Origin of the sequence: Klebsiella quasipneumoniae subsp. quasipneumoniae, assembly GCF_020525925.1 — a bacterium.
Lineage (GTDB): Bacteria > Pseudomonadota > Gammaproteobacteria > Enterobacterales > Enterobacteriaceae > Klebsiella > Klebsiella quasipneumoniae.
In genome coordinates, this window is record NZ_CP084876.1 from 2,873,311 (window position 1) to 2,900,182 (window position 26,872).

At 63.0% G+C, this 26,872-nt stretch carries 25 protein-coding genes; 6 read left to right on the forward strand and 19 right to left on the reverse strand.

Annotated elements, in window-relative coordinates:
- Positions 1-7 precede the first annotated feature (7 nt).
- Genes pcaF through paaA form a run of 10 tightly spaced genes read right to left on the reverse strand, consistent with a single transcriptional unit; the run spans position 8 to position 8,183 of the window.
- Positions 8-1,213, reverse strand: coding sequence for a 3-oxoadipyl-CoA thiolase (gene pcaF / locus LGM20_RS14010; protein WP_044522629.1), 1,206 nt, complete (start codon positions 1,211-1,213; stop codon positions 8-10).
- Complete coding sequence (gene paaI / locus LGM20_RS14015; protein ID WP_023289458.1) at positions 1,213-1,635, reverse strand: hydroxyphenylacetyl-CoA thioesterase PaaI; 423 nt, start codon at positions 1,633-1,635, stop codon at positions 1,213-1,215. The genes pcaF and paaI overlap by 1 nt, the downstream gene beginning before the upstream one ends.
- Positions 1,625-3,049: a 3-hydroxyacyl-CoA dehydrogenase gene (locus tag LGM20_RS14020; RefSeq protein ID WP_162823496.1), complete on the reverse strand. Its 1,425-nt coding sequence runs from the start codon at positions 3,047-3,049 to the stop codon at positions 1,625-1,627. Before LGM20_RS14020 ends, paaI begins: the two co-directional genes overlap by 11 nt.
- The gene (paaG, locus tag LGM20_RS14025) at positions 3,050-3,838 is read right to left on the reverse strand and encodes a 2-(1,2-epoxy-1,2-dihydrophenyl)acetyl-CoA isomerase PaaG (RefSeq protein ID WP_044522627.1); all 789 of its coding nucleotides are present in this window, start codon (positions 3,836-3,838) and stop codon (positions 3,050-3,052) included.
- A gap of 2 nt (positions 3,839-3,840) precedes the next feature.
- Entirely contained in the window at positions 3,841-4,608 is a 768-nt protein-coding gene (gene paaF / locus LGM20_RS14030) for a 2,3-dehydroadipyl-CoA hydratase PaaF (protein WP_023289455.1), read from the reverse strand.
- Positions 4,605-5,675, reverse strand: a complete 1,071-nt coding sequence (gene paaE, locus LGM20_RS14035) for a 1,2-phenylacetyl-CoA epoxidase subunit PaaE (RefSeq protein WP_044522626.1) — start codon at positions 5,673-5,675, stop codon at positions 4,605-4,607. Before paaE ends, paaF begins: the two co-directional genes overlap by 4 nt.
- Before the next feature lie 7 nt (positions 5,676-5,682).
- Positions 5,683-6,180: a 1,2-phenylacetyl-CoA epoxidase subunit PaaD gene (gene paaD, locus LGM20_RS14040; RefSeq protein ID WP_023289453.1), complete on the reverse strand. Its 498-nt coding sequence runs from the start codon at positions 6,178-6,180 to the stop codon at positions 5,683-5,685.
- An 11-nt stretch (positions 6,181-6,191) separates the two neighbouring features.
- Positions 6,192-6,947 carry a 1,2-phenylacetyl-CoA epoxidase subunit PaaC gene (gene paaC, locus LGM20_RS14045; protein ID WP_044522625.1) on the reverse strand — a complete coding sequence of 252 codons (756 nt, stop codon included), beginning with the start codon at positions 6,945-6,947 and terminating at the stop codon, positions 6,192-6,194.
- A gap of 7 nt (positions 6,948-6,954) precedes the next feature.
- On the reverse strand, positions 6,955-7,242 hold the full coding sequence (gene paaB, locus LGM20_RS14050; RefSeq protein ID WP_023289451.1) for a 1,2-phenylacetyl-CoA epoxidase subunit PaaB: 288 nt from the start codon (positions 7,240-7,242) through the stop codon (positions 6,955-6,957).
- A gap of 11 nt (positions 7,243-7,253) precedes the next feature.
- Positions 7,254-8,183 carry a 1,2-phenylacetyl-CoA epoxidase subunit PaaA gene (gene paaA, locus LGM20_RS14055; RefSeq protein WP_032452647.1) on the reverse strand — a complete coding sequence of 310 codons (930 nt, stop codon included), beginning with the start codon at positions 8,181-8,183 and terminating at the stop codon, positions 7,254-7,256.
- Between the two features lie 286 nt (positions 8,184-8,469).
- On the opposite strand from paaA, the gene paaZ reads away from it, so the two are divergent.
- Positions 8,470-10,515 (forward strand): phenylacetic acid degradation bifunctional protein PaaZ, encoded by a 2,046-nt coding sequence (paaZ, locus tag LGM20_RS14060; protein WP_044522622.1) that lies wholly within the window; start codon positions 8,470-8,472, stop codon positions 10,513-10,515.
- A gap of 351 nt (positions 10,516-10,866) precedes the next feature.
- Positions 10,867-13,134 carry a primary-amine oxidase gene (gene tynA, locus LGM20_RS14065; protein WP_044522621.1) on the forward strand — a complete coding sequence of 756 codons (2,268 nt, stop codon included), beginning with the start codon at positions 10,867-10,869 and terminating at the stop codon, positions 13,132-13,134.
- A gap of 2 nt (positions 13,135-13,136) precedes the next feature.
- On the opposite strand, the gene LGM20_RS14070 is transcribed toward tynA, so the two are convergent.
- From LGM20_RS14070 to LGM20_RS14100, 7 genes are all read right to left on the reverse strand, one after another.
- Positions 13,137-14,120, reverse strand: coding sequence for a zinc-dependent alcohol dehydrogenase family protein (locus tag LGM20_RS14070; protein ID WP_162543131.1), 984 nt, complete (start codon positions 14,118-14,120; stop codon positions 13,137-13,139).
- A 22-nt stretch (positions 14,121-14,142) separates the two neighbouring features.
- Positions 14,143-14,961 carry a phytanoyl-CoA dioxygenase family protein gene (locus LGM20_RS14075; protein WP_044522619.1) on the reverse strand — a complete coding sequence of 273 codons (819 nt, stop codon included), beginning with the start codon at positions 14,959-14,961 and terminating at the stop codon, positions 14,143-14,145.
- 24 nt (positions 14,962-14,985) lie between these two features.
- Complete coding sequence (gene argE / locus LGM20_RS14080) at positions 14,986-16,170, reverse strand: acetylornithine deacetylase (RefSeq protein WP_369818070.1); 1,185 nt, start codon at positions 16,168-16,170, stop codon at positions 14,986-14,988.
- Positions 16,148-16,822, reverse strand: a complete 675-nt coding sequence (locus LGM20_RS14085) for a DUF1028 domain-containing protein (protein WP_044522615.1) — start codon at positions 16,820-16,822, stop codon at positions 16,148-16,150. The genes argE and LGM20_RS14085 overlap by 23 nt, the downstream gene beginning before the upstream one ends.
- A complete protein-coding gene (locus LGM20_RS14090; RefSeq protein WP_044522612.1) occupies positions 16,819-17,253 on the reverse strand; it encodes a RidA family protein in 435 nt (144 codons plus the stop codon). The genes LGM20_RS14085 and LGM20_RS14090 overlap by 4 nt, the downstream gene beginning before the upstream one ends.
- A gap of 26 nt (positions 17,254-17,279) precedes the next feature.
- Positions 17,280-18,536 (reverse strand): flavin-containing monooxygenase, encoded by a 1,257-nt coding sequence (locus tag LGM20_RS14095; RefSeq protein ID WP_044522611.1) that lies wholly within the window; start codon positions 18,534-18,536, stop codon positions 17,280-17,282.
- A gap of 170 nt (positions 18,537-18,706) precedes the next feature.
- The gene (locus LGM20_RS14100; RefSeq protein ID WP_044522602.1) at positions 18,707-19,621 is read right to left on the reverse strand and encodes a LysR substrate-binding domain-containing protein; all 915 of its coding nucleotides are present in this window, start codon (positions 19,619-19,621) and stop codon (positions 18,707-18,709) included.
- Positions 19,622-20,109: 488 nt separating this feature from the next.
- Between LGM20_RS14100 and LGM20_RS14105 the strand changes: the two genes are divergently transcribed.
- From LGM20_RS14105 to LGM20_RS14120, 4 genes are read left to right on the forward strand one after another with little or no spacing between them, the layout of a single operon-like run.
- Positions 20,110-21,630 carry an amino acid ABC transporter permease/ATP-binding protein gene (locus tag LGM20_RS14105; RefSeq protein WP_023289441.1) on the forward strand — a complete coding sequence of 507 codons (1,521 nt, stop codon included), beginning with the start codon at positions 20,110-20,112 and terminating at the stop codon, positions 21,628-21,630.
- 26 nt (positions 21,631-21,656) lie between these two features.
- The gene (locus LGM20_RS14110; protein ID WP_044522589.1) at positions 21,657-22,529 is read left to right on the forward strand and encodes a phytanoyl-CoA dioxygenase family protein; all 873 of its coding nucleotides are present in this window, start codon (positions 21,657-21,659) and stop codon (positions 22,527-22,529) included.
- Between the two features lie 23 nt (positions 22,530-22,552).
- The gene (locus LGM20_RS14115) at positions 22,553-23,383 is read left to right on the forward strand and encodes an ABC transporter substrate-binding protein (protein ID WP_023289439.1); all 831 of its coding nucleotides are present in this window, start codon (positions 22,553-22,555) and stop codon (positions 23,381-23,383) included.
- Positions 23,384-23,388: 5 nt separating this feature from the next.
- Positions 23,389-24,120: a class II aldolase and adducin N-terminal domain-containing protein gene (locus LGM20_RS14120; RefSeq protein ID WP_032452631.1), complete on the forward strand. Its 732-nt coding sequence runs from the start codon at positions 23,389-23,391 to the stop codon at positions 24,118-24,120.
- 17 nt (positions 24,121-24,137) lie between these two features.
- Here LGM20_RS14120 and LGM20_RS14125 read toward each other — a convergent pair whose 3' ends face one another.
- Both LGM20_RS14125 and LGM20_RS14130 read right to left on the reverse strand, forming a co-directional pair.
- Positions 24,138-25,028 (reverse strand): oxidoreductase, encoded by an 891-nt coding sequence (locus LGM20_RS14125; RefSeq protein WP_044522583.1) that lies wholly within the window; start codon positions 25,026-25,028, stop codon positions 24,138-24,140.
- A 124-nt stretch (positions 25,029-25,152) separates the two neighbouring features.
- Positions 25,153-26,652, reverse strand: coding sequence for an aldehyde dehydrogenase family protein (locus tag LGM20_RS14130; protein WP_023289436.1), 1,500 nt, complete (start codon positions 26,650-26,652; stop codon positions 25,153-25,155).
- Positions 26,653-26,872: the final 220 nt, after the last annotated feature.

A 26,872-nucleotide genomic window follows, 5' to 3' on the forward strand; every position in this document is an offset into this window, starting at 1 on the left:
AATTAGCTCACACTCGCTCGAGGATCATGGCGATGCCCTGACCCACGCCAATACACATCGTACACAACGCATAGCGCCCGCCGCGGCGCTGCAGCTCAAGGCTGGCGCTCAGCGCCAGACGCGCGCCGCTCATGCCCAGCGGATGGCCTAAAGCGATGGCGCCACCGTTGGGATTCACATGCGCCGCATCGTCCGGCACGCCGAGCTGTCTGAGCACCCCCAGCGCCTGGGCGGCGAAGGCCTCATTCAGCTCAATCAGATCCATATCGTTAATATTGAGCCCCGCCCGCTCCAGCACTTTACGCACCGCCGGTACCGGCCCCAGCCCCATCAGGCGCGGCTCGACGCCCGCCGTCGCCATCGCCACGATCCGCGCCCGCGGCGTGAGCCCCTGGCTAGCGGCCTGCTGTTCGCTGGCGATGATCAGCGCCGCGGCGCCGTCGTTGACGCCGGAAGCATTGCCCGCGGTAATGACGCCGCCTTGACGGAACGGCGCTTTCAGTTGCGCCAGCTGCTCAAGCGTGGTTTCCGGTCGCGGATGCTCGTCCTCGCGCACGTCGCTAAGCGCCCCTTTCCGGCCGACAACCTGCACCGGCACGATCTCCTGCGCCAGAATGCCGTCGCGCTGGGCCTGCGCCGTGCGCTGCTGGCTGCGCCAGGCGAAAGCATCCTGATCGGCGCGGCTGATATTTAACAATTCGGCTACATTCTCGGCGGTTTCCGGCATGCTGTCAGTTCCGAAGTGTTGCGCCATGAGCGGGTTCACAAAACGCCAGCCAATGGTGGTGTCGAACAGCTCCGCCTGACGCTGATACGGCGCGCTGGCCTTCCCCATCACAAACGGCGCGCGCGACATCGACTCCACGCCGCCGGCGATCAGCAGATCGGCATCGCCGGCTTTGATCGCCCGGGCGGCAAAACCGACGGCGTCCAGCCCGGAGCCGCACAGGCGGTTGAGGGTGGTACCCGGCACGGTGTGCGGGTAGCCGGCCAGCAGCGTCGCCATATGCGCCACATTACGGTTATCTTCGCCCGCCTGATTCGCGCAGCCGTAAATCACATCATCGATCGCGGTCGGGTCAAGCCTGGGGTTGCGGCTCAGCAGCGCACGCAGCGGGATCGCCGCCAGGTCGTCGGCGCGCACGCTGGCCAGCGCGCCGCCGTAGCGGCCAATCGGCGTGCGGATCCCGTCACAAATAAAGGCCTCGCGCATTACACTTCTCCTGTGATTGTGCCGCCGATGCGGTGCGATTTGCCGCGAAACAGGGCCACAATTTTTTGCTGTTGATTAACAATTTCAATGTCGTAGACCCCGGTCAGCTTGCCCTGCTGTTTGACTCTGGCGGTGGCGACCAGCCGGTCGCCGGCAAACGCCGGGCGGAGAAAATCAATGCTGGCCGCCGAAGCCACCGCCGCCAGCCCCTGGCTGTTACAGGCGTAGGCGAAAGCGGTATCGGCAAGGGTAAATAGCTGACCGCCGTGGCAGGTTTGATGGCCGTTAAGCATGTCCGGCGAGACGGTCATGGTCATCTGCGCAAAACCGTCGTCCATCTCGATGAGTTCGATCCCCATCGTTCTGGCGCAGGTATCTTTTTCATACATCGCGCGCGCGTTGCGCCAGGCGTCATTGCTCATGGTGCTTCTCCATCAGCGCCTTCTGGCGCAACAGGGAGCCGGGGCGATAGCGCTCCTCGCCATAATGGTGGTGTAGGTTCTCCAGCAGGCGCAGCACGCGGCGCCAGCCGAGGCTGTCCCCCCACGCCAGCGGGCCCTGCGGGTAATTGACGCCCAGACGCATGGCGGTATCGATATCCTGTGCGCTGGCCACCCCTTTCTGTAGTGCATCCAGCGCTTCGTTAATCAGCATCGCCACCGTGCGCCACACCAGCAGGCCGGGATAATCGGCGATACGCAGCACGTTCTTGCCCTGCTGCTGGAAGTAGTGCACCGCTTTGTCCGTCGCCGCCGGCGCGTTGGTCGCCGCTGCGGCCAGCACCACCGTATCGCTGGCGCACAGGTCATACACCACCACCGGACGGCGATGCTTAACGCTCAGCGCCAGGGCAGTCTCGCCTTCGGTCTCCAGCAACAGCAGCTCGTCCAGCTCGGTGACACTGTCACTTATAGTGATGACGGATTGGGCGCCATGGGCAACCGGCGGCAGCGTCACCGCCGTCCTGACTTCCGCAGGCCAGCGATAGACGCCATGGCCGCTCTTTTTGCCCAGCCGCCCGGCCAGAGCCAGCTCTTGCTGGAGTAGCGATGGCAGGTAGCGGCGGTCCTGCCAGAAAGCGTTAAATACCGAGCAGGTCACGGCGAAGTTGACGTCCTGGCCAATCAGGTCCGTCAGCGCCAGGGGCCCCATCGGGAAACCGCCGCCGTCACGCAAAGCGGCATCGATAACCTCCGGGGCGGCCACCTGCTCCTCCAGCGCCCGCCAGGCTTCGGCGTAGAATGGACGCGCCACGCGGTTAACGATAAAGCCGGGCGTCGAGCGGCAGCGTACCGGCCGTTTCCCCCAGCCGCTCACGCACTGGCACAGCTGCTCCACCACTTCCGCAGACGTCGCCAGGCCGCTGACGACCTCCACCAGCTTCATGACCGGCGCCGGATTAAAGAAGTGCAGCCCGGCGACGCGTTCGGGATGCTTTACCCCGGCGGCGATGGCGGTAATCGAAATCGACGAGGTGTTGCTGGTGAGCAACGTTGACGGCGCGCAGATCGTCGCCAGCTGCGCGAACAGCGCCGTTTTTACCTCCAGGCGTTCAGAGGCCGCTTCGATCACTAAATCTGCGTCGGCCAGCGCGGCTAAATCGTGGGCTGGATGCAGGCGTGCCAGCAGCGCGTCGGCCTGCTCTGACGCCAGTTTGCCGCGCTCGACCCGTGAGGCGAGCCGCCTGGCAATACCCTCTATCGCCCGGGCGATGGCCTGATGATCGATGTCGTAAATCAGCACCGGATGCCCGGCGGCAGCCGCCACTTCGGCGATGCCGGCCCCCATGGTGCCGCTGCCGATCACCGCCACGTTGGCTATGGATGTCGTCATCATCTATTTCCCGCTGAACTGTGGTGGCCGTTTGGCCAGAAATGCGCTGACCCCTTCGCGGTAATCATCGCTGCGCCCGGCGAGGCGTTGATAATCGCGCTCCAGGTCCAGCTGCGCGTCGAGACCGTTGGTTTCCGCCGCCAGCAGCGCCTTTTTAATCAACCCAAGACCCAACGTCGGCTGAGCCGCCAGATGGCGCGCCAGCTGCAGACTGGTGTCCGCCAGTTCGGCATCATCCACCAGCTGCCAGATCATCCCCCACTGCGCGGCCTGTTCCGCGCTGAGGCTATCGCCCAGCAGCGCCAGCCCCATGGCGCGCGCGCGGCCGGCCACCCGCGGCAGGAACCAGCTGCCGCCGCAGTCCGGCACCAGCCCGAGCTTGCTGAAGGCCATCACAAACTTGGCCGAACGCGCGGCCAGCACGATATCGCAGCCCAGCGCCAGGGTGGCCCCTGCGCCAGCGGCTACGCCGTTGACCGCGCAAATCACCGGTTTCGGCAGCGCCGCCAGACGACGCACTAACGGGTTGTAAAAGCGTTCCACCGACAGGCCGAGATCCGGCGGCGGGCCGCTGGGGTCGACGTTGCGGTCGTTCAAATCCTGGCCGGCGCAAAAGCCGCGGCCGGCGCCGGTGATCAGCAGGCAACGCACGCCGTCGTCGCGCTCGGCCTGCTTCAGGCATTCCGCCAGCTGTTGATGCATCAGGTCGTTAAAACTGTTGAGGCGGTCCGGGCGATTGAGGGTAATGGTCATGACGCCCTGTTCCACTGCGCTGAAAATGAAAGCTTCCACGATTAGCGTCCTTTAAAGTCCGGGGTACGTTTTTGTAAGAAGGCGTCGATGCCTTCGCGGCGGTCTTCGGTGGCGCTCAGCAGGGTGAACAGCTGGCGCTCCTGCTGGAGACCGGCCTGCAGGCTCACCTCCTGCGACAGGCGCAGCGACTGTTTCGCCGCCCGGAGCGCCAGCGGTGCGTGGCGGGCGATGGTGGTCGCCAGTTGCAGGGCATATTCATCGGTTAACGCCGCCGGATGGATATCGCTCACCAGCCCGGCCTGCTGCGCCTGACGGGCGTCAATACTCTCGCCGCTCAGCACCATCCGGCTGGCCAGCGCCTTGCCAACGCTGCGGATCAGCCGCTGGGTGCCGCCAGCGCCCGGCATGATGCCGAGGGTAATTTCCGGCAGGCCAAAGCGGGCGTTGTCCCCGGCGACAATCAGGTCGCACAGCAGGGCCAGCTCGCAGCCCGCGCCGAGGGCGTAACCGTTGACCGAGGCGATCAGCGGTTTGGGGAAGGCATCGATACGCGCCCACAGCCGCGGGCGGATATCATCCAGGGTCGCCGGGAGATCTTTCTCCGCCATCTCGTTCAGGTCGGCTCCGGCGGCAAAGAAGCGCGGATTGCCGCTGATGACGCAGACGCTGACGTTGTCATCAGCGGCCGCGGCCTCCAGCGCCTCGGCAATCCGGGTTAATAAGGCATTGTTCAGCGCGTTGCGGGCCTGCGGACGGTTGAGCGTCAGCTGCAGCACCCGGCCATGGCGGTGGATCATCAGCTCGCTCATGCCATCCCCCGCGCGTCAAAGTCGACCACCACGTCGCCGCTGGTGGGCAGCGCCTGGCAGCTCAGCACGTAACCCGCCGCCAGCTCATCCGCTTCGAGGCTATAGTTGGCGGCCATCGCCACTTCGCCGCGCAGCACTTTGCATTTACAGGTGGCGCACACCCCGCCCTTGCAGGCAAACGGCAGGTCTGCCCCCTGGCGCAATGCGGCATCCAGAATGCTGTCGTCTTCGGCGCTGAGGGCGATCAGCCGATCGCGCCCGTCCTGGCGGATGGTTACCGTGCGCCCTTCCGCCTGCACCCCGGCGGCGCGCTTAACGCTGCCGCCCGGCGTATTGAAGCGTTCGAGATGAATGGCGTGCTCCGGCACGCCGAGCTCGCGCAGGGTCGTTTCCGCCTCATCCATCATTGTCGCCGGGCCGCAGATAAAGGCCTCGTCGAAACGGCTGAAATCCAGCAGATGGTCCGCGAGCTGGCGCAGTTTGTCGCCATCGATGCGCCCCTGCAGCAGATCGCTGTCCATCGACTCCTGGCTGAACAGATGCACCACCTGCAGGCGCTGCGGATAGCGGTCTTTTAAATCGGCCAGCGCCTGGCGGAACATCATGCTGTGGCTGCTGCGGTTGCCGTAGATCAGCGTGAAGCGGCTGTGCGGCTCGGTGGCCAGGGTGGCGCTAACGATCGCCATCATCGGCGTGATCCCGGAGCCGGCGGCGATCGCCAGATAGTCGCCCTGCCGTCCGGCCTGCGGCTGATAGCCGAAATGCCCTTGCGGCACCATTACCTCCAGCTCCATCCCCTGCTGGATAGCGTGCTGGGCGAAGCGCGAGAAGCGCCCGCCGTCGATGGCTTTGACCGCGACGCTGATCTCTCCCGGCGTAGGGCTGCGGCAGATGGAGTAACAGCGGCGCAGCTCTTCACCGCCCAGTCGGGCTTTCAGCGTCAGATGCTGGCCCGGACGAAAGCAGTACTCCGCCTGCAGGGCTTGCGGAATCGCAAACGTAATGGTCACCGCATCGCGGGTTTCCGGCTCGACTCTCGCGACCTTAAGCGCATGGAACGTCGTCATGGCAACCTCAAATACATTTAAAGTAATCAAAGGGTTCCCGGCAGCTGTCGCAGCGATAGAGCGCTTTGCAGGCCGTGGAACCGAATTCGCTAATCAGCGAGGTGCGGGTGCTGCCGCAGCGCGGACAGCTCACCTCGGCGGGCATTTCCGCGTGGCAGGCGTGCCCCTGCGGCGGGCTGATGCCGTACTGGCGCAGGCGCTCGCGGGCCTCCTGGCTCATCCAGTCGGTGGTCCACGGCGGGTCCAGCTGCAGGACGATGTGGACCGGCAGATAACCATGCTCGCTCATCACCGCGCGGATCTCGCTCAGCAGATGCTCCGTCGCCGGGCACCCTGAATAAGTCGGGGTAAAGCCAATCACCCACCCGTCGCCGTGCCGCGCGACGCTACGCACCATGCCGAGATCGGTGATGGTGAGTACCGGCACTTCCGGATCCGGGATCGCGCTTAACACTCCCCAGATGGCGCGCACCTCGGCGGGAGCGATGTCATCTAAACGTTGCATCGTCCCCTCCCTTACCACTGCAGGCCGGGATGGGAACGCTGCAGATATTGCATCTCCGCCAGCAGCGGGCCGAGATGTTCACTGTGCAGCCCCTGTTTGCCGCCGCTGCGAAAGGCCGCTTCCTGCGGGACCGATAAGCCTGAGTCAAGCAGCGCGGTATGTACGGTGCTTTGCCATTCGGCCTGAAGCTCGCGCGGATCAACCGCAATGCCCTCCCCGGCCAGGCTGAGCTCCAGGTCATCGGCAAGGAACAGTTCGCCGGTAAAGCGCCACAGATTGTCGACCGCCTGCTGCATTTTGCGATTTGAAACCTCGGTGCCGTGACCAAGACGCTCCAGCCAGCCGCGGCTGAAGCGCTGGTGGTAGCGCACCTCTTTCAGCCCTTTGGCGGCAATGGCCGCCAGCTGCGCGTCGCGGCTGTTCACCAGCCGGCTGTACAGGGCGACGTGCCAGACGTCGATAAAGAACTGGCGGGCGATGGTGTCGGCAAAATTGCCGTTCGGCTGCTCCACCAGCAGCAGGTTGCTGAACTGGCGCTCATCGCGGCCAAAGGCCAGGGTATCTTCATCGCCGCAGCCGTTAAGCTCGGCGGCATAGCTCAAAAAGTTGCGCGCCTGGCCAAGCAGATCGAGGCCGATATTGGCCAATGCGAGATCGATCTCCAGCTCCGGGGCATGGCCGCACCAGGCGCCTAAGCGCTGGGCCAGCACCAGGCCGTTGTCGCCAAGACGCAGAGCGTAGGTGGCTACAGGATTGGGGTTATTCATCGCCGCCTCACATGTGTTCCATGCCGTCCGGCACGGTATAGAAGGTCGGATGACGGTAGACTTTGCTTTCCGCCGGGTCGAAGAATTCGCCGCGCGCTTCCGGCTGCGAGGCGACGATTTCGCTGGCCTTCACCACCCAAATGGAGCAGCCTTCGCTGCGGCGGGTGTAGGCGTCGCGGGCGTTCTCCAGCGCCATTTGATCGTCGGCGGCATGCAGGCTGCCGACGTGACGATGGGAAAGCCCCTGTTTGCTGCGAACGAACACTTCATATAACGGCCAGTAAACTTTGCTCATGTTGTCTCTCCTTATGCCGCGCTGCGGGCCTGCTGTTTTTGCGCATGGGCCAGCGCGGCTTCGCGAACCCACTCGCCCTCTTCCCAGGCCTTACGCTTGGCGGCCAGCCGCTCGTGGTTGCACACGCCACGGCCGCTAATCACCTCGTTAAACTCCTGCCAGTCGATCTCGCCGAAGCGGTAGTGGCCGCTGGCTTCATCAAAGTGCAACTCCGGGTCCGGGACGGTCATGCCGAGGATCTCCACCTGCGGCACGGTGTTGTCGACGAAGCGTTGACGCAGCTCGTCGTTGGAGTGCAGTTTGATTTTCCACGCCATGCTGCGGGCGCTGTTCGGCGAGTTGTCGTCGTTGGGGCCAAACATCATCAGCGCCGGCCACCAGAAGCGGTTAATGGCGTCCTGCAGCATCTGCCGCTGGGCGTCATTACCCTGCGCCAGCGCCATGCAGGCTTCGAATCCCTGGCGCTGGTGAAAGCTCTCTTCTTTGCAGATTTTGACCATCGCCCGGGCATAGGGGCCGTAGGACGTCCGGCACAGCGCCACCTGGTTGACGATGGCCGCGCCATCGACCAGCCAGCCGATCACGCCGATATCGGCCCAGCTCAGCGTCGGGTAGTTAAAAATGGAGGAGTATTTCATCTGCCCGTCGAGCATCTTCTGATACAGATCTTCCCGCGCGCAGCCGAGGGTTTCCGCGGCGCTATAGAGATACAGCCCGTGGCCGGCCTCATCCTGCACTTTAGCCAGCAGGATCGCTTTGCGGCGCAGAGTGGGCGCCCGGGTGATCCAGTTGCCTTCCGGCAGCATGCCGACGATTTCCGAGTGCGCATGCTGACCAATCTGACGGATCAGGGTTTTACGATAGGCATCCGGCATCCAGTCCTGCGGTTCGATGGCCGTTTCCTGCGCGATGCGCTGGTCAAAGCGTTGTTCTTCTGTCACGTCATCACCTTTATGATTCCGATATTCACATCATAACCGTTTATGTGAATCACTTTGTTTATTGAAGGTTACATATTGGTTAAAGAAAACCACAAATTTTGTTTACTCTTTTTGTGATAGCCTCCGCAAAACCTTTTGTAAACCTCAACAAATACAGTTAATTAGGCCGAAAACATAACGTCATCGCGATCACAATGTTAATAATTTATTAAATACGAGCTTGCATTTTATGATTCATAAAAGAACTATTTATAGACATTCCACGTAACATATTTGGAGATTCGCGATGCAGCAGTTAGCCAGCTACTTATCCGGCGCCTGGCAGACCGGCCGGGGCCGCGCCCGTACTATCCATCACGCCATCACCGGCGCGGCGCTGTGGGAGGTGACCAGCGAAGGCCTGGATATGGCGCAGGCGCGCCGCTTCGCAATTGAGCGCGGCGGTCAGGCTCTGCAAGCCATGACCTTTATTGAACGCAGCACGATGTTAAAAGCGGTAGCGAAACATCTGCTGGAGCAGAAAGACCAGTTCTACGCGATTTCCGCGCAAACCGGCGCCACCCGCGCCGACAGCTGGGTGGATATCGAAGGCGGCATCGGCACCCTTTTCACCTATGCCGGGCTCGGTAGTCGCGAACTGCCGGACGATATCCTGTGGCCGGAAGACGAGCTGATCCCGCTCTCTAAACAGGGCGGTTTTGCCGCGCGTCACGTGCTGACCTCAAAATCAGGCGTCGCTGTGCATATCAACGCCTTCAACTTCCCCTGCTGGGGAATGCTGGAAAAACTGGCCCCCACCTGGCTGGCCGGCATGCCGGCGATCGTTAAACCGGCCACCGCCACCGCCCAGCTCACCCAGGCCATGGTGAAGGCGATTGTCGACAGCGGCCTGGTGCCGGAAGGCGCCATCAGCCTGATTTGCGGCGGCGCGGGCGATCTTCTCGACCATCTCGACAGCCAGGACGTGGTGACCTTTACCGGCTCAGCCGCCACCGGCCAGCTGCTGCGGTCGCACCCCAACCTGGTGGCCAAATCGATTCCCTTTACCATGGAAGCGGATTCGCTCAACTGCTGTGTGTTAGGCGAAGACGTCAAGCCGGAGCAGCCGGAGTTCGCGCTGTTTATCCGGGAAGTGGTCCGCGAGATGACGGCGAAAGCCGGGCAAAAATGTACCGCTATCCGCCGCATCATCGTCCCGTTGGCGCAGATCAATGCGGTTAGCGATGCGCTGATCGCCCGCCTGCATAAAGTGACCGTCGGCGACCCGGCGCAGGAAGGGATTAAGATGGGGGCGCTGGTTAATCACGAGCAGCGTCAGGACGTTCAGGAGAGCGTCAATAAACTGATTGCCGCCGGCTGCGAAGCGCTGCTTGGCGGACAGGCGGACCTCAGCGCGGCCGGGGCCTTTTTCCCGCCGACGCTGCTCTACTGCGCGCAGCCGGATGAAACCCCGGCGGTTCACGCCATTGAAGCCTTTGGTCCGGTGGCGACCCTGATGCCCTACCAGGATCGCCAGCATGCCCTGGCGCTGGCTCGTGCCGGCGGCGGTAGCCTGGCGGGAACGCTGGTCACCGCCAGCGGCGAACTGGCGCGCGAGTTTATCCTCGGCGCCGCCCGCGCCCATGGCCGTATTCAGATACTGAACGAGGCGTCCTCGGTCGAGTCAACCGGCCACGGTTCGCCGCTGCCGCAGCTGGTGCACGGCGGCCCCGGCCGCGCCGGCGGCGGCGAAGAGCTCGGCGGACTGCGTTCGGTGAAACACTATATGCAGCGCACCGCCGTCCAGGGCAGCCCGACGATGCTGGCGACCATTGGCCAGCAGTGGGTGCGCGGCGCCCAGGTGAGCGAAGACCGCATTCACCCGTTCCGCAAATATTTCGAAGAGATCCAGCCCGGCGACAGTTTGCTGACCCCGCGGCGGACCCTGACCGAAGCGGATATCGTTAACTTCGCCTGTCTGAGCGGCGACCATTTCTACGCCCACATGGACAAAATCGCCGCCGCCGACTCGATTTTCGGCGAGCGCGTGGTCCACGGTTATTTCCTGATCTCCGCGGCGGCCGGTCTGTTTGTCGATGCCGGCGTCGGGCCGGTTATCGCCAATTACGGCATGGAAAACCTGCGCTTTATTGAACCGGTCAAGCCGGGAGACACCATCCAGGTGCGTCTGACCTGTAAGCGGAAAACCGTTAAACGTCAGCGTAGCGCCGAGGAGAAAGCTACCGGCGTGGTGGAATGGGCGGTGGAGATTTTCAACCAGCACCAGCAGGCGGTGGCGCTGTATTCCATTCTGACCCTGGTGGCGCGCCAGCAGGGGGATTTCCCGGCGTAATGGCGGAATCTGTTGGCCGAACCTTGAGCCATTGAGACTGCAAGCGGTGTGCAACGGTTTCGCCGCGGGAAGTCCTTTATGTTATTTGTGGCTTCAGCGTAGTTTGCGCGGGCCTACTGGCAGTCAGACCCGGACAGGTATGCCGGGTAAGGCGCAGCCGCCACCCGGCAATAAAATCGGCGCACGTGCTCCATGCCTCTGCGGAGGCATTTTTTACGTCCGTCTGGCAAACCTGACAAATAACCTGGCAAGAGCAAACAAACGCCCCGGCGCCGCGGGCTGGTAGCTTAAGGGTGACAAAGCCGACATTCGCAGCGGCAAAAGACAACACAACAATAAGATGAGGTCATCATGGCAAACGGCTTGAAATTTTCCCCTCGTAAAACCGCGCTGGCGCTGGCCGTGGCGGTGGTTTGCGCCTGGCAATCCCCGGTCTTCGCTCACGGCAGCGAGGCGCACATGGTGCCACTGGATAAAACGCTGGAGGCGTTTGGCGCTGACGTGCAGTGGGACGACTATGCGCAAATGTTTACCCTGATAAAAGACGGCGCTTACGTCAAAGTGAAGCCCGGCGCTAAAACCGCGATCGTCAACGGCAAAACCCTTGATCTGCCGGTGCCGGTGGTGATGAAGGACGGTAAAGCCTGGGTCTCCGATACCTTTATCAACGACGTGTTCCAGTCCGGTCTCGACCAGACCTTCCAGGTGGAAAAGCGCCCTCACCCATTAAACTCGCTCTCGGCGGCGGAAATCAGCGACGCGGTGACCATTGTCAAAGCCGCGCCGGAATTCCAGCCTAATACCCGGTTTAGCGAAATTTCCCTGCATGAGCCGGATAAAGCGGCGGTATGGGCCTTCGCCCTGCAGGGTACGCCAGTGGATGCGCCGCGCACTGCCGATGTGGTGATGCTGGATGGCAAACAGGTGATGGAGGCCGTGGTCGATCTGCAACACAAAAAAATCCTCTCATGGACGCCGATCAAAGGCGCCCACGGCATGGTGCTGCTCGATGATTTCGCCAGCGTGCAAAACATCATCAACGCCAGCAGTGAATTCGCGACGGTGCTGAAAAAGCACGGGATTACCGATCCTGGAAAAGTGGTCACCACCCCGCTCACCGTTGGCTACTTCGATGGCAAAGATGGTCTGCAGCAGGATGCGCGCCTGCTGAAGGTGGTCAGCTATCTCGATACCGGCGACGGCAACTACTGGGCGCACCCGATTGAAAACCTGGTGGCGGTGGTCGACCTGGAAGCGAAGAAAATCATCAAAATCGAGGAAGGCCCGGTGATCCCGGTGCCGATGGAACCGCGGCCGTATGATGGCCGGGACCGCAACGCCCCGGCGGTGAAACCGCTGGATATTACTGAACCGGAAGGCAAAAACTACACCATTACCGGGGATACCATTCACTGGCGGAACTGGGATTTCCACCTGCGTCTTAACTCGCGCGTCGGGCCCATCCTCTCGACGGTGACCTACAACGATAACGGCAAAAAACGCCAGGTGATGTATGAAGGTTCCCTCGGCGGGATGATCGTCCCCTACGGCGACCCGGACGTCGGCTGGTATTTCAAAGCCTATCTGGACTCCGGCGATTACGGCATGGGCACCCTGACCTCGCCGATTGTACGCGGCAAAGACGCGCCGTCGAATGCGGTGCTGCTGGATGAAACCATCGCCGACTACACCGGCGCGCCGACCACCATCCCGCACGCTGTCGCCATCTTCGAGCGCTACGCCGGGCCGGAATATAAGCACCTGGAGATGGGCAAGCCCAACGTCAGTACCGAGCGCCGGGAGCTGGTGGTGCGCTGGATCAGCACCGTCGGCAACTACGACTATATCTTTGACTGGGTATTCCACGACAACGGCACCATCGGTATCGACGCCGGCGCCACCGGGATTGAGGCGGTGAAAGGCGTGCTGGCGAAGACCATGCACGACCCCAGCGCCAAAGAGGATACCCGCTACGGAACGCTGATCGACCATAATATTGTCGGCACCACCCACCAGCATATCTATAACTTCCGCCTCGACCTCGACGTGGACGGCGAAAACAACACCCTGGTGGCGATGGACCCGGAAGTGAAGCCCAACACCGCCGGCGGCCCGCGCACCAGCACCATGCAGGTGAATCAGTACACGATCGACAGCGAACAGAAAGCGGCGCAGAAATTCGACCCGGGCACGATTCGCCTGCTGAGCAACACCAGCAAAGAGAACCGCATGGGCAACCCGGTCTCTTACCAGATCATCCCTTACGCCGGCGGCACCCATCCGGCGGCGACCGGCGCCAAATTCGCCCCGGACGAGTGGATCTACCATCGTCTGAGCTTTATGGATAAACAGCTGTGGGTGACGCGCTACCACCCGAGCGAACGCTATCCGGAAGGCAAATACCCCAACCGCTCCGCTCACGATACCGGGTTAGGCCAGTATGCGAAGGACGATGAGTCGCTGACGCACCAGGATGACGTGGTGTGGATCACCACCGGCACCACCCACGTGGCGCGGGCTGAAGAGTGGCCGATCATGCCAACCGAATGGGCGCACGCCCTGCTGAAGCCATGGAACTTCTTTGACGAAACGCCGACCCTCGGCGGGAAGAAACAGTAATCTTAACCCACGGTGAAATCGAGCAGGATTTTACCGCCTCTTCCCGGCTGGCCGGCGGCGGCAATCGCTTCCCGCCAGTCGTTCAACGCCACCCGCCGGGCCGGCGGTTGCGTGGTCGTCGGCAGCCGTTGCCAGATTTCGTCGAAAGCCGCCCGCCATGCCGCCACGCTGAGGCCAGGCAGCGCCTCCCGCAGATGAAACTTGCGCACCGCCGCGCTGGCGCGCGTCTGGATCAGCGGTCGTCCGGATAATAAGCCATAGGAGATCAGGGTCGACGACGCGGGCAGCACCGACAACAGCGTGTTCCCCAGCTCCCCGCCCACCGCGTCAAACACCAGATCGCTGTGCTGGCTGACCTTCTCCACCAGCGCCCGGTCGGCCTCGAGGATCGGATAGATCCCGGCCTGCTCCAGACGCGCCCGATGCTGCGGCGAGCGAATAATCCCGCTTACCGAACGGGCGCCCATGGCCAGCGCCCACTGCCCCAGCAGGCTGGCGCAAGAGGAGGCGGCGGCGGTCAGCACGATCTGTTTCCCGGCAACCGGCCAGCGTCTGAGCATCAGCATCGCGGTCAGCGGATTGATATACCCGCGGGCGGCCAGCAGATCGTCCACCGCCGCGGGAACCGGCACCAGCCAGGTCTCATCCAGATCGATAAACCGCTGCCAGGTGCCGCCCCCGCGCAGGGGCAGCACCCGCTGGCCCGCGGTCAGTCGGCTGCCGAACGGCGCGGCGACCACCTCGCCAAGGCCTTCGTAGCCGGGCACGGCCGGCAGTCGGGTACGGTGGCGATAGGCGCCGGTAATGGGGATCAGATCTGAGGGATTCACCGGGGCATAGCGCATCCTGACCCGCACCCGTCCGCCGGCCAGCGGCGCCAGCGGGGTGCGTTTCAGCGATAGCACCGCGGCCGGCGGCCCGTAGCGGTCATAAACAATGGCGTCATTGAACATCGACAGGCTCCAGACAACGAAAGGCGGGATCATAGCAGATCCCGTCCGCAGCCGCTTACGCCGGTGGCCAGACCTGGGGGAACAGTGGCGAATCCAGCGGGTCGCCGTCCCGCAGAGTCAGTTCGGGGAACGGCGGCGAGGTCACGCCGCCGCGGTCGGCAAACGCGGCGTCATCCCCCACCCAGCGGGCGGAGAAGACCCGTCGCGCCCGCGCCCCGGGGTTGCCGCGGGCGCCATGGACGGTGCGAAAATGGAAGGCCACCGCGTCCCCCGGCTCCAGCGCCCAGCTGACGATATCGTACTCATCCTCATGGGCGTCGATATCCGGCAGCGCGCTGAACCGGGTGTGTTCGTAGAGCTTTGTGCCATTGAAGCGGGTGGGACTGTACTCCGCCTCCCAGCGATGCGACCCGCGAATGCAGCGCAGCGAGGTGGCCTCCGCTACCGGGTCCAGCGGGATCCAGAAGCTGACGTTCTGCCGGCCGGAGACGCAATAGTACGGCTGATCATGATGCCAGGGGGTGACCGTGCTGCCTCCGGCGGGTTTGACCAGCGTATGCTCATGGAAAAATTTCGCCGTCTGCGACTGCATCAGCGCCGCGGCGATCTCCGCGGCCGCCGACTGGAAGACAAACTCGCTAAACGCCGGGATCCGCGACCAGTTACAGTAATCCTGAAAGAAAGGCGGCGAGCCATCTTTGGGGATCACCGTGCGCGCATGACCATATTCGCTGGGGCTGGCCATCAGCGCCGTGACCCCCTCGGCGAGGCGCTCAACCCAGGGGGTAAAAACGCCCTTCAGTAATACCACGCCATCCGCCTGCCAGCGGTCGACAGTCGCTTGATCGATATGGGGAGAGTGTTGATTGTGCATCGCTTGAGTTCCTGTGTGGGTGGATCAGGTAAGCGGTTCTGCGGGCTCGGCGCGCATCCAGGCGCACAGCTGGCCCAGCATCGTCATACAGCGTTCGGTCTGGTCGATGCTGACGTACTCATCGGCCTTATGGCCCTGGGCCATGCTGCCCGGCCCGCAGACCAGGGTCGCGACGCCCATCTCATCGAACAGCCCCCCTTCGGTGCCGAACGCCACGGTGGAAAACCGATCGCTGCCGCACCACTGCGCCAGCCAGCGGGCGAAGTCGGACTGCGGATCGCTGAGCAGCGGCGGGTAGTGGCTCAATAGCTGAAACTGGATGTCGCTCTCACCGCCGACCCGGCGCATCTCCGGCAGCAGCCGGCGGCGGGCGTAGGCCGCCAGCGCCTCGGTGACCGCTTCGGGACGCATCCCCGGCAGGTAGCGGATCTCAAAATCAAAGCGGCAGGACTGCGGGACGATGTTCAGCGCGGCGCCGCCCTGAATGGTGCCCACCTGCAGGGTGCTGAAGGGCGGCGAGAAGCGGCTGTCCTGCTGCCGGGCCAGACCCGCGCCCAGCCGATCCAGGCGGTTAATCAGCCTGGCCGCGTAGCGGATGGCGTTCACGCCCTGTGGGGCATAGGCCGAATGGCAGGCCTGGCCCTCGATGCAGCAGCGCATGGCCAGTTTGCCTTTATGACCGAACACCGGCTGCATCTCCGTCGGCTCGCCGATGAGGCACAGCGCCGGTTTCTCCGGCGAGGCCTGCAGAAACGCCGCCAGGCTACGCACGCCGAGACAGCCGACCTCTTCATCATAGGAGAAGGCCAGATGCAATGGCATCCGCAGCGGCGCCGCCAGAAAGTCATCCACTGCCGCCAGCACGCAGGCGAGAAAGCCCTTCATATCGGCGCTGCCGCGGCCGTAGTAGCGGCCATCGCGCTCGGTCAGGCTAAACGGCGGCACGCTCCAGTCCTGCCCGTCCACCGGGACCACGTCGGTGTGGCCCGAGAGCATCACCCCGCCGCCGCCGGACGGCCCCAGCCGGGCGTAGAGATTGGCCTTACCGCCCGACGGGTCATAAAAGCGGCGGGACGCCACGCCGCGGGCGGCGAGAAAATCGGCGATCCAGTCGATCATCGCCAGGTTCGAATGGCGGCTGGTGGTATCAAAGGCCAGCAGCGCGGCAAGGATCGCTCCCGGCGTGTTATTCATCGCCAGGCACGCCATAGGCCGGCGCCTCGCGCGGGTCGAGCGCCCGGGTAATATAGGCCTCCATTTGCGGCTCCCACGCCAGCCACAGCTGCTCAAGGGCCGCCAGCGGATCCGCCTCCGCCCAGTCAATGCGCAGGTCGACCACCGGCCACGGGTAATCATCCACCACCTTCACCGCCGCCGAGTGGACCGGGCCGGCCTCGCCCCCGGCGACGATCCCGGCGCGCAGCCCGGCCAGCAGCCGGCTGGCCAGCTCACCGGTGGCGGCCTCAAAGGCGCCCACCATCGCGGCGATCACGCCCTGACTGGCCAGCATATTGCCCGCCGCCACGCAGTTATCCCCCGCCAGGGCGCCGCCGATCCCGAGGGTGAACTCCCCGCTGAACACCGCTGTGTCGCCGTTGGCGTCAATCGCCGCGACCTGGCGATATTCGCGGAAGCGATCCTCCGCCAGAGCCTGTTTCATGGCCTGCTCAACGCTGGCCCCCGCCTCGATCGCGCTGAGGATCTGCGGCCCCAGCGACGGCAGGGTAATATTCTGGCTGGAAACCGCCCCCACGCCGGGCAGCAGCCATGGACAGCGCGACCCGACGGCCATGCTCGATGAACTAATGGCGATGCCCAACTGACCCGTTTCCGGGCAGCGGGCGGTAAGGGAGAGGGTCATTCTGTCGCCTCCCCCTGCCAGTCGTCGGGGATCACCGCCGTGACGTCAATCTCCATCAGCCACTGCGGCTGCGCCAGGGCCGACACCACCACCCCGGTGGAGATGGGGAAGACCCCTTTCAACCATTTGCCCACCTCCTGATAGACCGGCTCGCGATAGCGGGGATCGATCAGATAAGTGGTGGTCTTGACGATATGCGAGAGGTCGCTGCCGGCCTCTTTCAGCAGCTGTTCGACATTCTTCATCGCCTGCTCCGCCTGGGCCCGCGGGTCGCCGAGGCCGATCAGGTTGCCGGCGAAATCGGTGCCGACCTGGCCGCGAACGTAGACGGTATTCCCCGCCCGCACCGCCTGGCACAGATCGTTATTCAGCGCCTGGTTTGGGTAGGTCTCTTTGGTGTTAAACATGCGAATACGGGTATGGGTTGGCATCAAAGCACTCCTTCAGGAATCGGTTATCAGGACGGCTGGTAGCGCTGATACTGGCGCTGAATGGCGATCTGGTCGGCAATATATTTGGCATCGTGCCAGACGCCCCAGATAAAGGTGGACCCGCGCCGCGACAGCCACGGCAGGCCGAGGAAATAGACCCCCGGCTCCGTCGACACGCCGCGGTGATGCTGCGGCCGCTGCGCGTCATCGAAGGCGTTGACCTTCAGCCAGCGATAATCGGTGGTATACCCGGTCGCCCAGATGATGGCGCTGATCCCGGCCTCGGCCAGGTCGAGGCTAAGCAGCGGGTCGCTGACGCAGGCCGGGTCGGGCAGAAAGTCACGGGCGGAGGGCTCTTCGGGCAGATCCAAACCGTTGCGCGCGACCCAGTCGTCGGCGGCGTCGAGCAGCGCAAGATAGGAGGCATCGCCGCGGCGGATATTCTCCGCCAGGTCGGGGTGGAACAGCGCCCTGGCGCCGTCAAAGCCGCGAGTCTGCCCCACCAGGGTGACCCCCTGATGCGCCAGCTGGCGAAAATCGACGGTATGTCCGCCGCGCGCGCCGCTCACCGCGATAGTGACATGCTCTTTCCCCGGTGCATTGGCCGCGGCGTCCCACATCCCCAGCACGCCGAGCCACCAGCAAAAATCGCGCTGGCGATAGCGACGCGGCGGTCGGTCGTGCGCCCCCACCGACAGCCACACCGCGCGTCCGGCACGCTGTAGCTCATCGGCAATCTGCACGCCGGAGGATCCGGCCCCCACCACCAGCACGCCGCCCTCCGGCAGCTGCTGCGGATTAAAATAGTGCGCCGAGTGAAGCTGTTGAATAGCCTCACTCTGCGGGGCGATGGCCGGGATCGCCGGGCGCTGAAAGGGTCCGGTAGCCGCCACGATCCGCTGCGCCTCAATCACCCCCTCGGAGGTGTCGACACGAAAGCCCGGCCGCCCGGCGAGGCGTTCGGCGCTGTACACCTCCACCCCGGTACGGATCGGCGCATTGAAGCTGCGGGCATAGGCGGCAAAATAGTCCGCAACCTGCTCTTTGCCGACAAAGCTGTCCGGCGGGCAGTCAGGGAACACCATCCCCGGAAACCGATCGTGCCAGGCCGGGCCGTTGGCCACCAGCGAATCCCAGCGCCCGCTGCGCCAGGCCTGGGCAATACCCTGTTTCTCCAGCACCAGATGGGGGATATCCAGCCGGGTCAGATGCTCGCTCATGGCGACGCCCGCCTGCCCCGCGCCGACCACCAGGGTATCGATCTCGGTTATCTGTTCAGTCATTTCTCTATCCTTCAAGCACAGTTGCCGACGAGGTCGCCGGAATTGACGGCTTTCAGGTTATTTAACTGTGACGAATTGGTAAAATATTATAAAACGATCGACTGAATAGAATTTTACGAGGCTGAGTGATGACAGAAAAAATAACGCCTGCCGGATCGACAGGCATTATTTCAGCCGTGAGAGGGGGTTAATTCGATACTGCGACAATAATCCATAAACAGTTGCGTCGGCCGCGTCGGCTCATTATTAGCGAGGTGCGCCATAATTAAGGTTGAGGCGGGCATGTCGTCGGCAATATCCCGCTGCACCACCCTTTCGCCATCGTAGGTCATATCGCAGCAGGGCCGGGTGACCAGCACCGAAAAACCGAGCCCCTGGCCGACCATACAGCGCACCATTTCGATAGAGGGGGAGCTGTAAGCCACTTCCGGGTGATAGCCCTTTTCCTTAAAGATGGAGATGAAATAATTTTTACTCGGGACCGCATCGAGGAGGATCATCGGCTCGCGACTCAGCTCCTGCAGCGTCACCTGCGCCTTTTGCGCCAGCGGATGCGCGGCGGGCAGCAGCGCGTAGGGTTTATGCGGAGCATTAAGCCGCTCTTTAATGATCGAGTGGCCGAGCTCCAGATCGTAGACCAGCGCCAGGTCGAAGCGGCCACGGTGCAGGCCATGCATCAGCTCATGCTGTTCGCCGTCATACAGATGCAGCGTAATTTCCGGATAGCATTTCTTAAACCCGGCCACCAGCTTCGGCATATACAGCGGGGCCACCGACTCAAAGCAACCAATGGAGATCATGCCAGAAACCAGCTCCTTATCCGCTCGCGAATTCTGCTCAAATTCCCACGACAGGCGCAGCAGCTCCTTCGCTTTATCGTAGATCCGCCGACCGCTGGAGGTGAGCGAGACGCCCTGCGCGTGGTGGCGAATAAACAGCTGCTGGTCGAAGGTGCTCTCCAGATTCTTAATGGCAATGGAAATCGACGGCTGCGCAATGTGCAGCTGGCGGGAGGCCTCGGCGATACTCTCCGTCTCCACCACGGTGACGAAATATTTGAGCTGCTTCAGGGTAAATCGGTTCATAGCATCACCATTGATAAAATATGGTCCGGCGCACGCGGGGAATAGTTTTCCTCTAAGTCCCAAGCAATCCGCGTGCCACCCGCGAAGAATGGCGGCGCATTGCCCGCCAGGGGGCGATATTATTTTTTCTCCTCCCGCGCCGGCGCGGTTTATTTCTCCGTTTGCACCATCATGCATCACGCTGCACATTGAGCAGGCAGCGGTCGCCCCAGTTTCGCGCAAAATAACCTGTCTGCATAAAATGGCGTTATTAAATTACAGCTATTGTTTTTAAATTGTTTACGCAAAGTATCCTAATAATCACTTTAAATTCCATATCGTTAATAACGCTGTATAGTTTTTTTAAACTTAAAGACCAAAAATTTACTAATTGCCTCTGAAAGCATCCTGCCAGCATAGTGTATTCGCACGATGAACACCGGCGGCTCCCCATTAATGCACAGCCGAGCCGCTTTCATTTAGGTTAATTATGACGAGTGAAATAGCCCATGACGTTTAACTGGAACTACATGTTAAGCCTGCTCAGCGATGCCGATTTTTGGTGGGCCACCTGGACCGTCATTAAATTAAGTCTGCTGACCTGGGGCTGCAGTATTGTGCTCGGATTTATTCTGGCGCTGGCTAAACAGTCGCCGCGCGGCTGGTTATCCACCCCTGCCCGGCTGTATATCTGGTTATTTCGCAGTATGCCGCTGCTGGTCCTGCTGATTTTTGTCTACAACATGCCGCAGGCGCTGCCCTCCTTCGCGCCGGTGCTGAACGACCCCTTCTGGGCCGGCCTGCTGGCGATGGTCCTCAGCGAAGCGGCCTATATCGCCGAGATCCATCGCGGCGGGCTGCTTTCCATCCCCCGCGGGCAGAGTGAAGCCGCGCGGGCCCTGGGTTTGCGCTACGCCGGGATCCAGTGGCGGGTGATCATTCCCCAGGCGTTGCGCGTCGCCCTGCCGGCGCTGGCCAATGAGTATATCGCCATCGTGAAGCTCAGTTCGCTGGTGTCGGTGATCTCCCTGACCGAAATATTGATGGTCGGCCAGCAGCTCTACTCGCAGAACTTTCTGGTCATGGAGACCATGACCGCCGTGGCGTTTTATTACATCTTTATCGTCACGGTGTTCGATTTTCTGCTGAAACGGCTGGAGAACTACCTCGATGTCACCCGACGCGACACCGCCCGGCCGGTGGATGCCGAGATGCAGCAGTTGGCGACCGCCCGCCGCCCGGCGATGGCGCGCAGCGTCTCCCAGGGCCATGAGCCGGCGCTGCAGGCCTCTAAGCTGCATAAGGCCTACAACAACGTCGAAGTGCTGGGGGCGGTGAGCCTGCAGATCCAGCCAGGCGAAGTGGTGTCGGTCATCGGCCCGTCGGGCTCGGGAAAAACCACCCTCATTCGCCTGCTGAACGGTCTTGAGCAGATCGACAACGGCGAAATTCAGATTAACGGCCAGCCCTTTATTCATCTCGACCGCCAGGGGCAACAGAAGCCGCGCTTTATGGAGAATGCCGAACACCGTCTGAATATCGGCATGGTGTTCCAGAGCTTCAACCTGTTCCCGCATCTGACCGTGTTCGGCAATCTGCTGCTGGCCCCGCGCTATCACCATCTGGCAAGCGACGCGGAGCTGCGCCAGCACGCCTGCGAGCTGCTGCACAAGGTGGGCATGCTGGAACACGCCTGGAAGTATCCGCACCAGCTCTCCGGCGGTCAGCAGCAGCGGGTGGCAATCGCCCGCGCCCTGATGATGCGTCCGCAGATCATGCTGTTCGATGAGCCCACCTCGGCGCTGGATCCGGAAAAAGTGAATGAGGTGTTGCAGGTTATCGAATCCCTGGCCCATGAAGGCATCACGATGGTCATCGTCACCCACGAGATGAACTTCGCCTTCAAAGTGTCTGACCGGATCGTGTTTATGGAGAAAGGCCGGGTGGTGTGCGATGACACGCCGCAGGCGATGCGCAGCGGGCAACACCCGCGGGTCGAGGCCTTTCTGAAAGATGTTTCTCTGGCTTAACTATCGGGACGTGAAGAGGAAAAACTATGATTGCGCAGTGGCAAATTGAGCAGTTTCATCAGCAGGGTTATCTGGTGGTCGAAGGGGTGCTTTCCGCCGCCGACATCGCCACTCTGCAGAGCGATTTTGACGGCTGGGTCGAGGAGAGCCGCCGCCACGCGTCGGCGTGGGGGGAAACCCTCGACGGGCGGCCGCGCTTCGATATTGAGCGCGACCATGCTCCCGACCATCCGTCGCTGCGCCGGGTCGCCTCCCCGACGGAGATCTCCGAGGCGTATCGCCATACTGCACTCAACTCGCGGATGGCGACCATCGCCGCGCAGCTGATCGGCGGCAGCGGCACCCGCTTTCACCACAGCAAAATTAACTCCAAGCTGCCGCACACCGCCACCGAGGTGAAATGGCATCAGGATTTCCTCTTCACCCCGCACAGCAATGACGACATCATCACCGCCCTGCTGATGGTCAGCGAGGTGACGCCGGAGAATGGCCCGCTCAACGTGGTGCCGGGCAGCCATCAGGGGCCGCTGTGGTCCCACTGGCAGGAGGGGCGCTTCACCGGAGCGGTGGATGACGAGGTGGTGACGGCTCACTGCCAGCAGCCGCAGGCCTGTTTTGGCCCGGCGGGCTCAGTCTGCTTTATGCATACCCGCCTGCTGCACGCCTCCAGCCCCAACGAAACCGCCCTGCCGCGCACCCTGTTCATCAGCGTCTACGCCGCCGAAGATGCGCTGCCCTTCGGCGAAAACCCGCTGCCGAGCCGCCATGCCGGCCAGCTGGTGGCCGGGGAAGAGAGCGGTCTGGTGCGCAGCACCGATAACCAGCTTCGTCTGCCGCAGAAGCCGCGCGGCGCTTCGTTTTTTGTTCAGCAGGCCGGTGCCGATCGCGCCAGCATGTAATTCGCCCACACTCCGGAGGTTTTATGACACGCTTTTTCGCACCACGCCCGCTGGCTCTGCTGCTCTGCGCAGCGGGGGCTCTGACATCCCTGAACGCGCTGGCCTTCCAGCAAAGCGGCAAGATCACCGCCGGTTCGGACATGACCTTTTTCCCTTACGAGTATATGGAGAACAATAAGCCGGCGGGGTTTGATATTGAACTGCTCGACGGCCTTGCGAAGAGCATGGGCCGCGAGGCGGTGAATATCGATACCCGCTTCCCCAACCTGATCCCCGGACTGCAGGGCGGGCGCTTCGATATCACCAACTCGTCGATGTACATTACCGCCGAGCGCCTGAAGGTGATCGACATGGTGCCGTACCTGAAAAGCGGGGAAGCGATCCTCGCCCGTAAAGGGAGCGACTATCAGCCAAAGACCCCGGAAGACTTCTGCGGGCATAAAATCGGCTCGATGGGCGCCACCTCGTGGCTGGCGCAGTTGCAGAAGCTTTCCGCCGACTACTGCGTGAAGAAGGGGCTGAAGCCGATTGCGCTGAGCGTCTATACCACCGACCCGCAGACCACCCAGGCGCTGCTGTCGCGCGCAGTGGATGCGCAGATCACCGACGCCGCCGTGGCGCGCGGGGTGGTGGAAAAGCTGGGCGACCGGGTGGTGATCGCCTCTGACACCCTGATCTATCCGGTGCTGAACGGCTTTGGCGTTAAAAAAGGCAACACTGAGGTGAAAACCGCCCTTGAAGAGGCGCTGAAAAAATACAGCACGACGCCGGAATACGCCGCCCTGCTGAAGAAATATCACTTCCAGGCGCCGACGGCAGAGGATCTGCAGACCCTGATGCCAAAAGCGGAGTAATGCCCATGCGCGATACCGATGAAGAGCAGATCCGCATCGACCTGGCGGCCACCTTTCGCATCATTGCCCATCTTGGCATGCATGAGGCGGTGGCCAACCATTTCAGCGCCGCGCTCTCCGCCGACGGGAAGACGTTTTTACTGAACCCGAAGTGGAAACACTTTTCGCGCATCCGCGCCAGCGATCTGCTGGTGCTGAACGCCGATGATGAAAGCTGCGCCGCGCGCCCTGACGTCGATGCCACCGCGTGGGCTATTCACGGGCAGATCCATCAGCGGCTGCCGGACGTGCGGGTGGTGCTGCATCTGCACCCGGTGTACACCACCAGCCTCGCCTGTCTGGCGACGCCGCAGATCCTGCCCATCGACCAGAACACGGCCCGCTATTTTAACCGGGTCGCCGTCGATACGCTGTACGGCGGGATGGCGGACACCGCGGCAGAAGGGGCCCGGCTGGCGGGGCTGCTGGCGGATAAACGCCGTCTGCTGATGGGCAACCACGGGGTGCTGGTGACCGCCCCGACCATCGGCGAAGCGTTCGACGATATCTGGACCCTGGAGCGCGCCTGTCAGATCCTGATCACCGCCTGGTCAACCGGCCAGCCGCTGAAGGTGCTGTCAGACGCGGTGGCGGAAAAAACCGCCCAGGACTGGGAGAAGATTGCCGATTTCTCCCGGCAGCACTTTGCCGAGATGAAGCAGTTGATGATCGACCTCGATCCCTCCCTGGTGGACTAACCCCGCGCCAGCCCGGGTCAGCCCGGGCCATCGCTGGCCGCCGCCAGCAGCGGCACGATGATATCGCTGAGCGGCGTCGGTATGCCGTGCTGACGCCCGCGACGCTGCACCACCCCGTTACGAATATCCCACTCCAGCGGTCGGCCATGCAGGCGATCGATCAGAATAGAGGTGCTCAGGTCGGCAGGCGCCCGATGAAAACCGGCGATGATCTCCTCCGGCACGCTGTCGCTCAGGACGGCCCCTTCCGCCCGCGCCACCTGCAGGCATTCGCGCAAATAGGCCAGTCCGAGAGCGGTGATCTCCTCCCGGGCGAACATCCCGGCGCGTCGTCCGGTCAGCACCATCAGTCCGGCGACGGCGTTCTGCAGCAGTTTACGCCAGGCCACGGTGGTAAAATCGGCCGCCAGCTCCACCGCGCAGCGGGTTCCCGCCAGCGCCTGCTGCACCCGCTCCGCCCCCGGCAGGTCCGGCAGCGTCAGTCGCGGCGCGGCGCGCAGCCAGACGGAAGCATCGGCGTCGCGCTGCGCCGGAAACCAGACCACCGACGGCAGCACCGTCGCGCCGCCGGTCAAAGGGGCAAACTGCTGGCGCTGCTCGACGCCGTTTTGCAGCACGCATACCACGGTGTCCGGCGAACACAGGGCCGTCAGCCAGGGGGCGATGGCCTCCGTCTGGGTGGTCTTCACCGCGACAAACACCAGGTCGAAGGGGGCGGCTATCGCCGTCGGGTCGGTAAGCACCGGGCCGGGCACCACGATCTCACCCTCATCAGTGCGCAGCACCAGCGACGAATGGGCTGTGCGCCCGCAAACCATCGGCGCCCTCCCCACCGCAAACAGGGCGGCGGCGATAGTCGTGCCGATGGCGCCGGGACCAATTAGTGCAACCTCAGGAAATGCTGTCATGCCGAAGACCTCCTCATCATTCACCGCCCTGCGCGGGCAAAGATTGCCCTCCACAGTAGCGAGAAAGCGCGGAGGTCGGCAAGCGGGATGTCGGGAAAAGCGATGCGCCTTCCCCGACGGAGGGCTAGTAACGCACGCAGACCGATTTGGTTTCGCACCAGCCGTCGAGCCAGTCCGGGCCGAAATCGCGACCGGTACCGGACTGCTTCATGCCGCCGAACGGCAGGTTGGCGTCAATCAGGGTATGGCTGTTGACCCATACCGTCCCGGCCTGCAGGCGGTCGGTATAGTTGAGAGCCTGGGTCAGGTCGCGGGTCCAGACGCTGGCGGTCAGGCCGAAATCGCTGTCGTTGGCCAGGCGCAGCGCCTCCTCGCCGTCAGCCACCCGCACCAGGTTCACCACCGGGCCAAACACCTCCTCGCGGGTAAGGCGCAGCCCGGCGTCCGGGTTGACCACCAGCGTCGGCGGAATATAGTACCCCCCGGCATCCGGCCCGGCGCTGCCGCTGATAAGCTCCGCCTTCTGCTGGCGGGCCTCTTCGAGGTAGGCCGCCACCTTGTCGCAGTGGGCCCGGGAGACCACCGGGTTGATCTGCGCCGTCTCCTGCATCCCCGGTCCCACCTGCAGCGATTTCACCGCCTGCTCGAAACCGCTGACCAGGGTGTCAAACAGCGGCGCTTCAATGTAGATCCGCGAACTGGCGGCGCAGACCTGTCCCTGGTTGAGGAAGCTGCCGGTCATCAGCCCCTCAATGACCCACTGGGGATCGGCGTCTTTGAGCACAATCGCCGGGTTCTTGCCGCCCAGCTCCAGCGTCACGCGGGTCAGTCGGTCGGCGGCCACCCGCGCAATCTGTTTCCCGGTGGCCGTCGAGCCGGTAAAGCTCACCTTCGCCACCTGCGGATGCGAGGTCAGCGCCGCGCCGCAGCCGGCGCCGCTGCCGGTGACCACGTTGAACACCCCGTCAGGAATGCCCGCCTGGGTCGCCAGCTCCGCCACCCGCAGCAGGGTCAGCGGGGTGGTTTCCGAGGGTTTGATGACGATCGAGCAGCCCGCCGCCAGCGCCGGCATCACCTTCCACATGCCGATCATCAGCGGGAAATTCCACGGGACGATGCCCGCCACGACCCCCACCGGCTCTTTTTTGGTCCACGCCTGGTAACGGGCCCCTTGCGGGAACGGGATCGAGACGTCCAGCGTCCGGCCGCTGATTTTGGTGGTCAGCCCCGCCGTGTAGCGCATCCAGTTCAGGGTGCAGCCGACCTCGAAGGCGCGGGAGATGGCGATGGATTTACCCTGCTCAAGGGTCTCCAGCTGCGCCAGCTCCTCGCCGTGCGCCTCCACCAGATCGGCAAAGCGCAGCAGGATGCGCTCACGGTCGGCCGGGGTGCGACCGGCCCAGCGGCGATCGACGAAGGCGCGCCAGGCGGACATCACCGCCCGGTCGACATCCGCCGGGCTGGCGTCGGCGGTGGTGGCGATCGCCTGCCCGGTGGCCGGATCCCAGACGGTTAACCGGTTTTCGCTCTGCGCGGCGCAGGGAGCGCCGTCGATATACAGGCCATGCTGACGGTCTAAAAACTGCTGGACGCTGGCAAGCAGCGCTATCTGAGAGGTGGACATACCCTTTCCTTATTCTTCGCGGATAGTGCTTTCAGTCTATGTCCGGTTGGCGGCTGGCGCTTTTTTCTCTGTGACATTCGTTTGCGCCGCTGTGACAGTCGCCGCAATTCCGTCGCCTGCCCTGACAGAAATGTGCCGCAGGTAATAGTTCTTTCATATACCCGCCATCGCGCCCTTGCCTGAGGCGGCATAAATGCAACAATGCAGAAACATTATTATT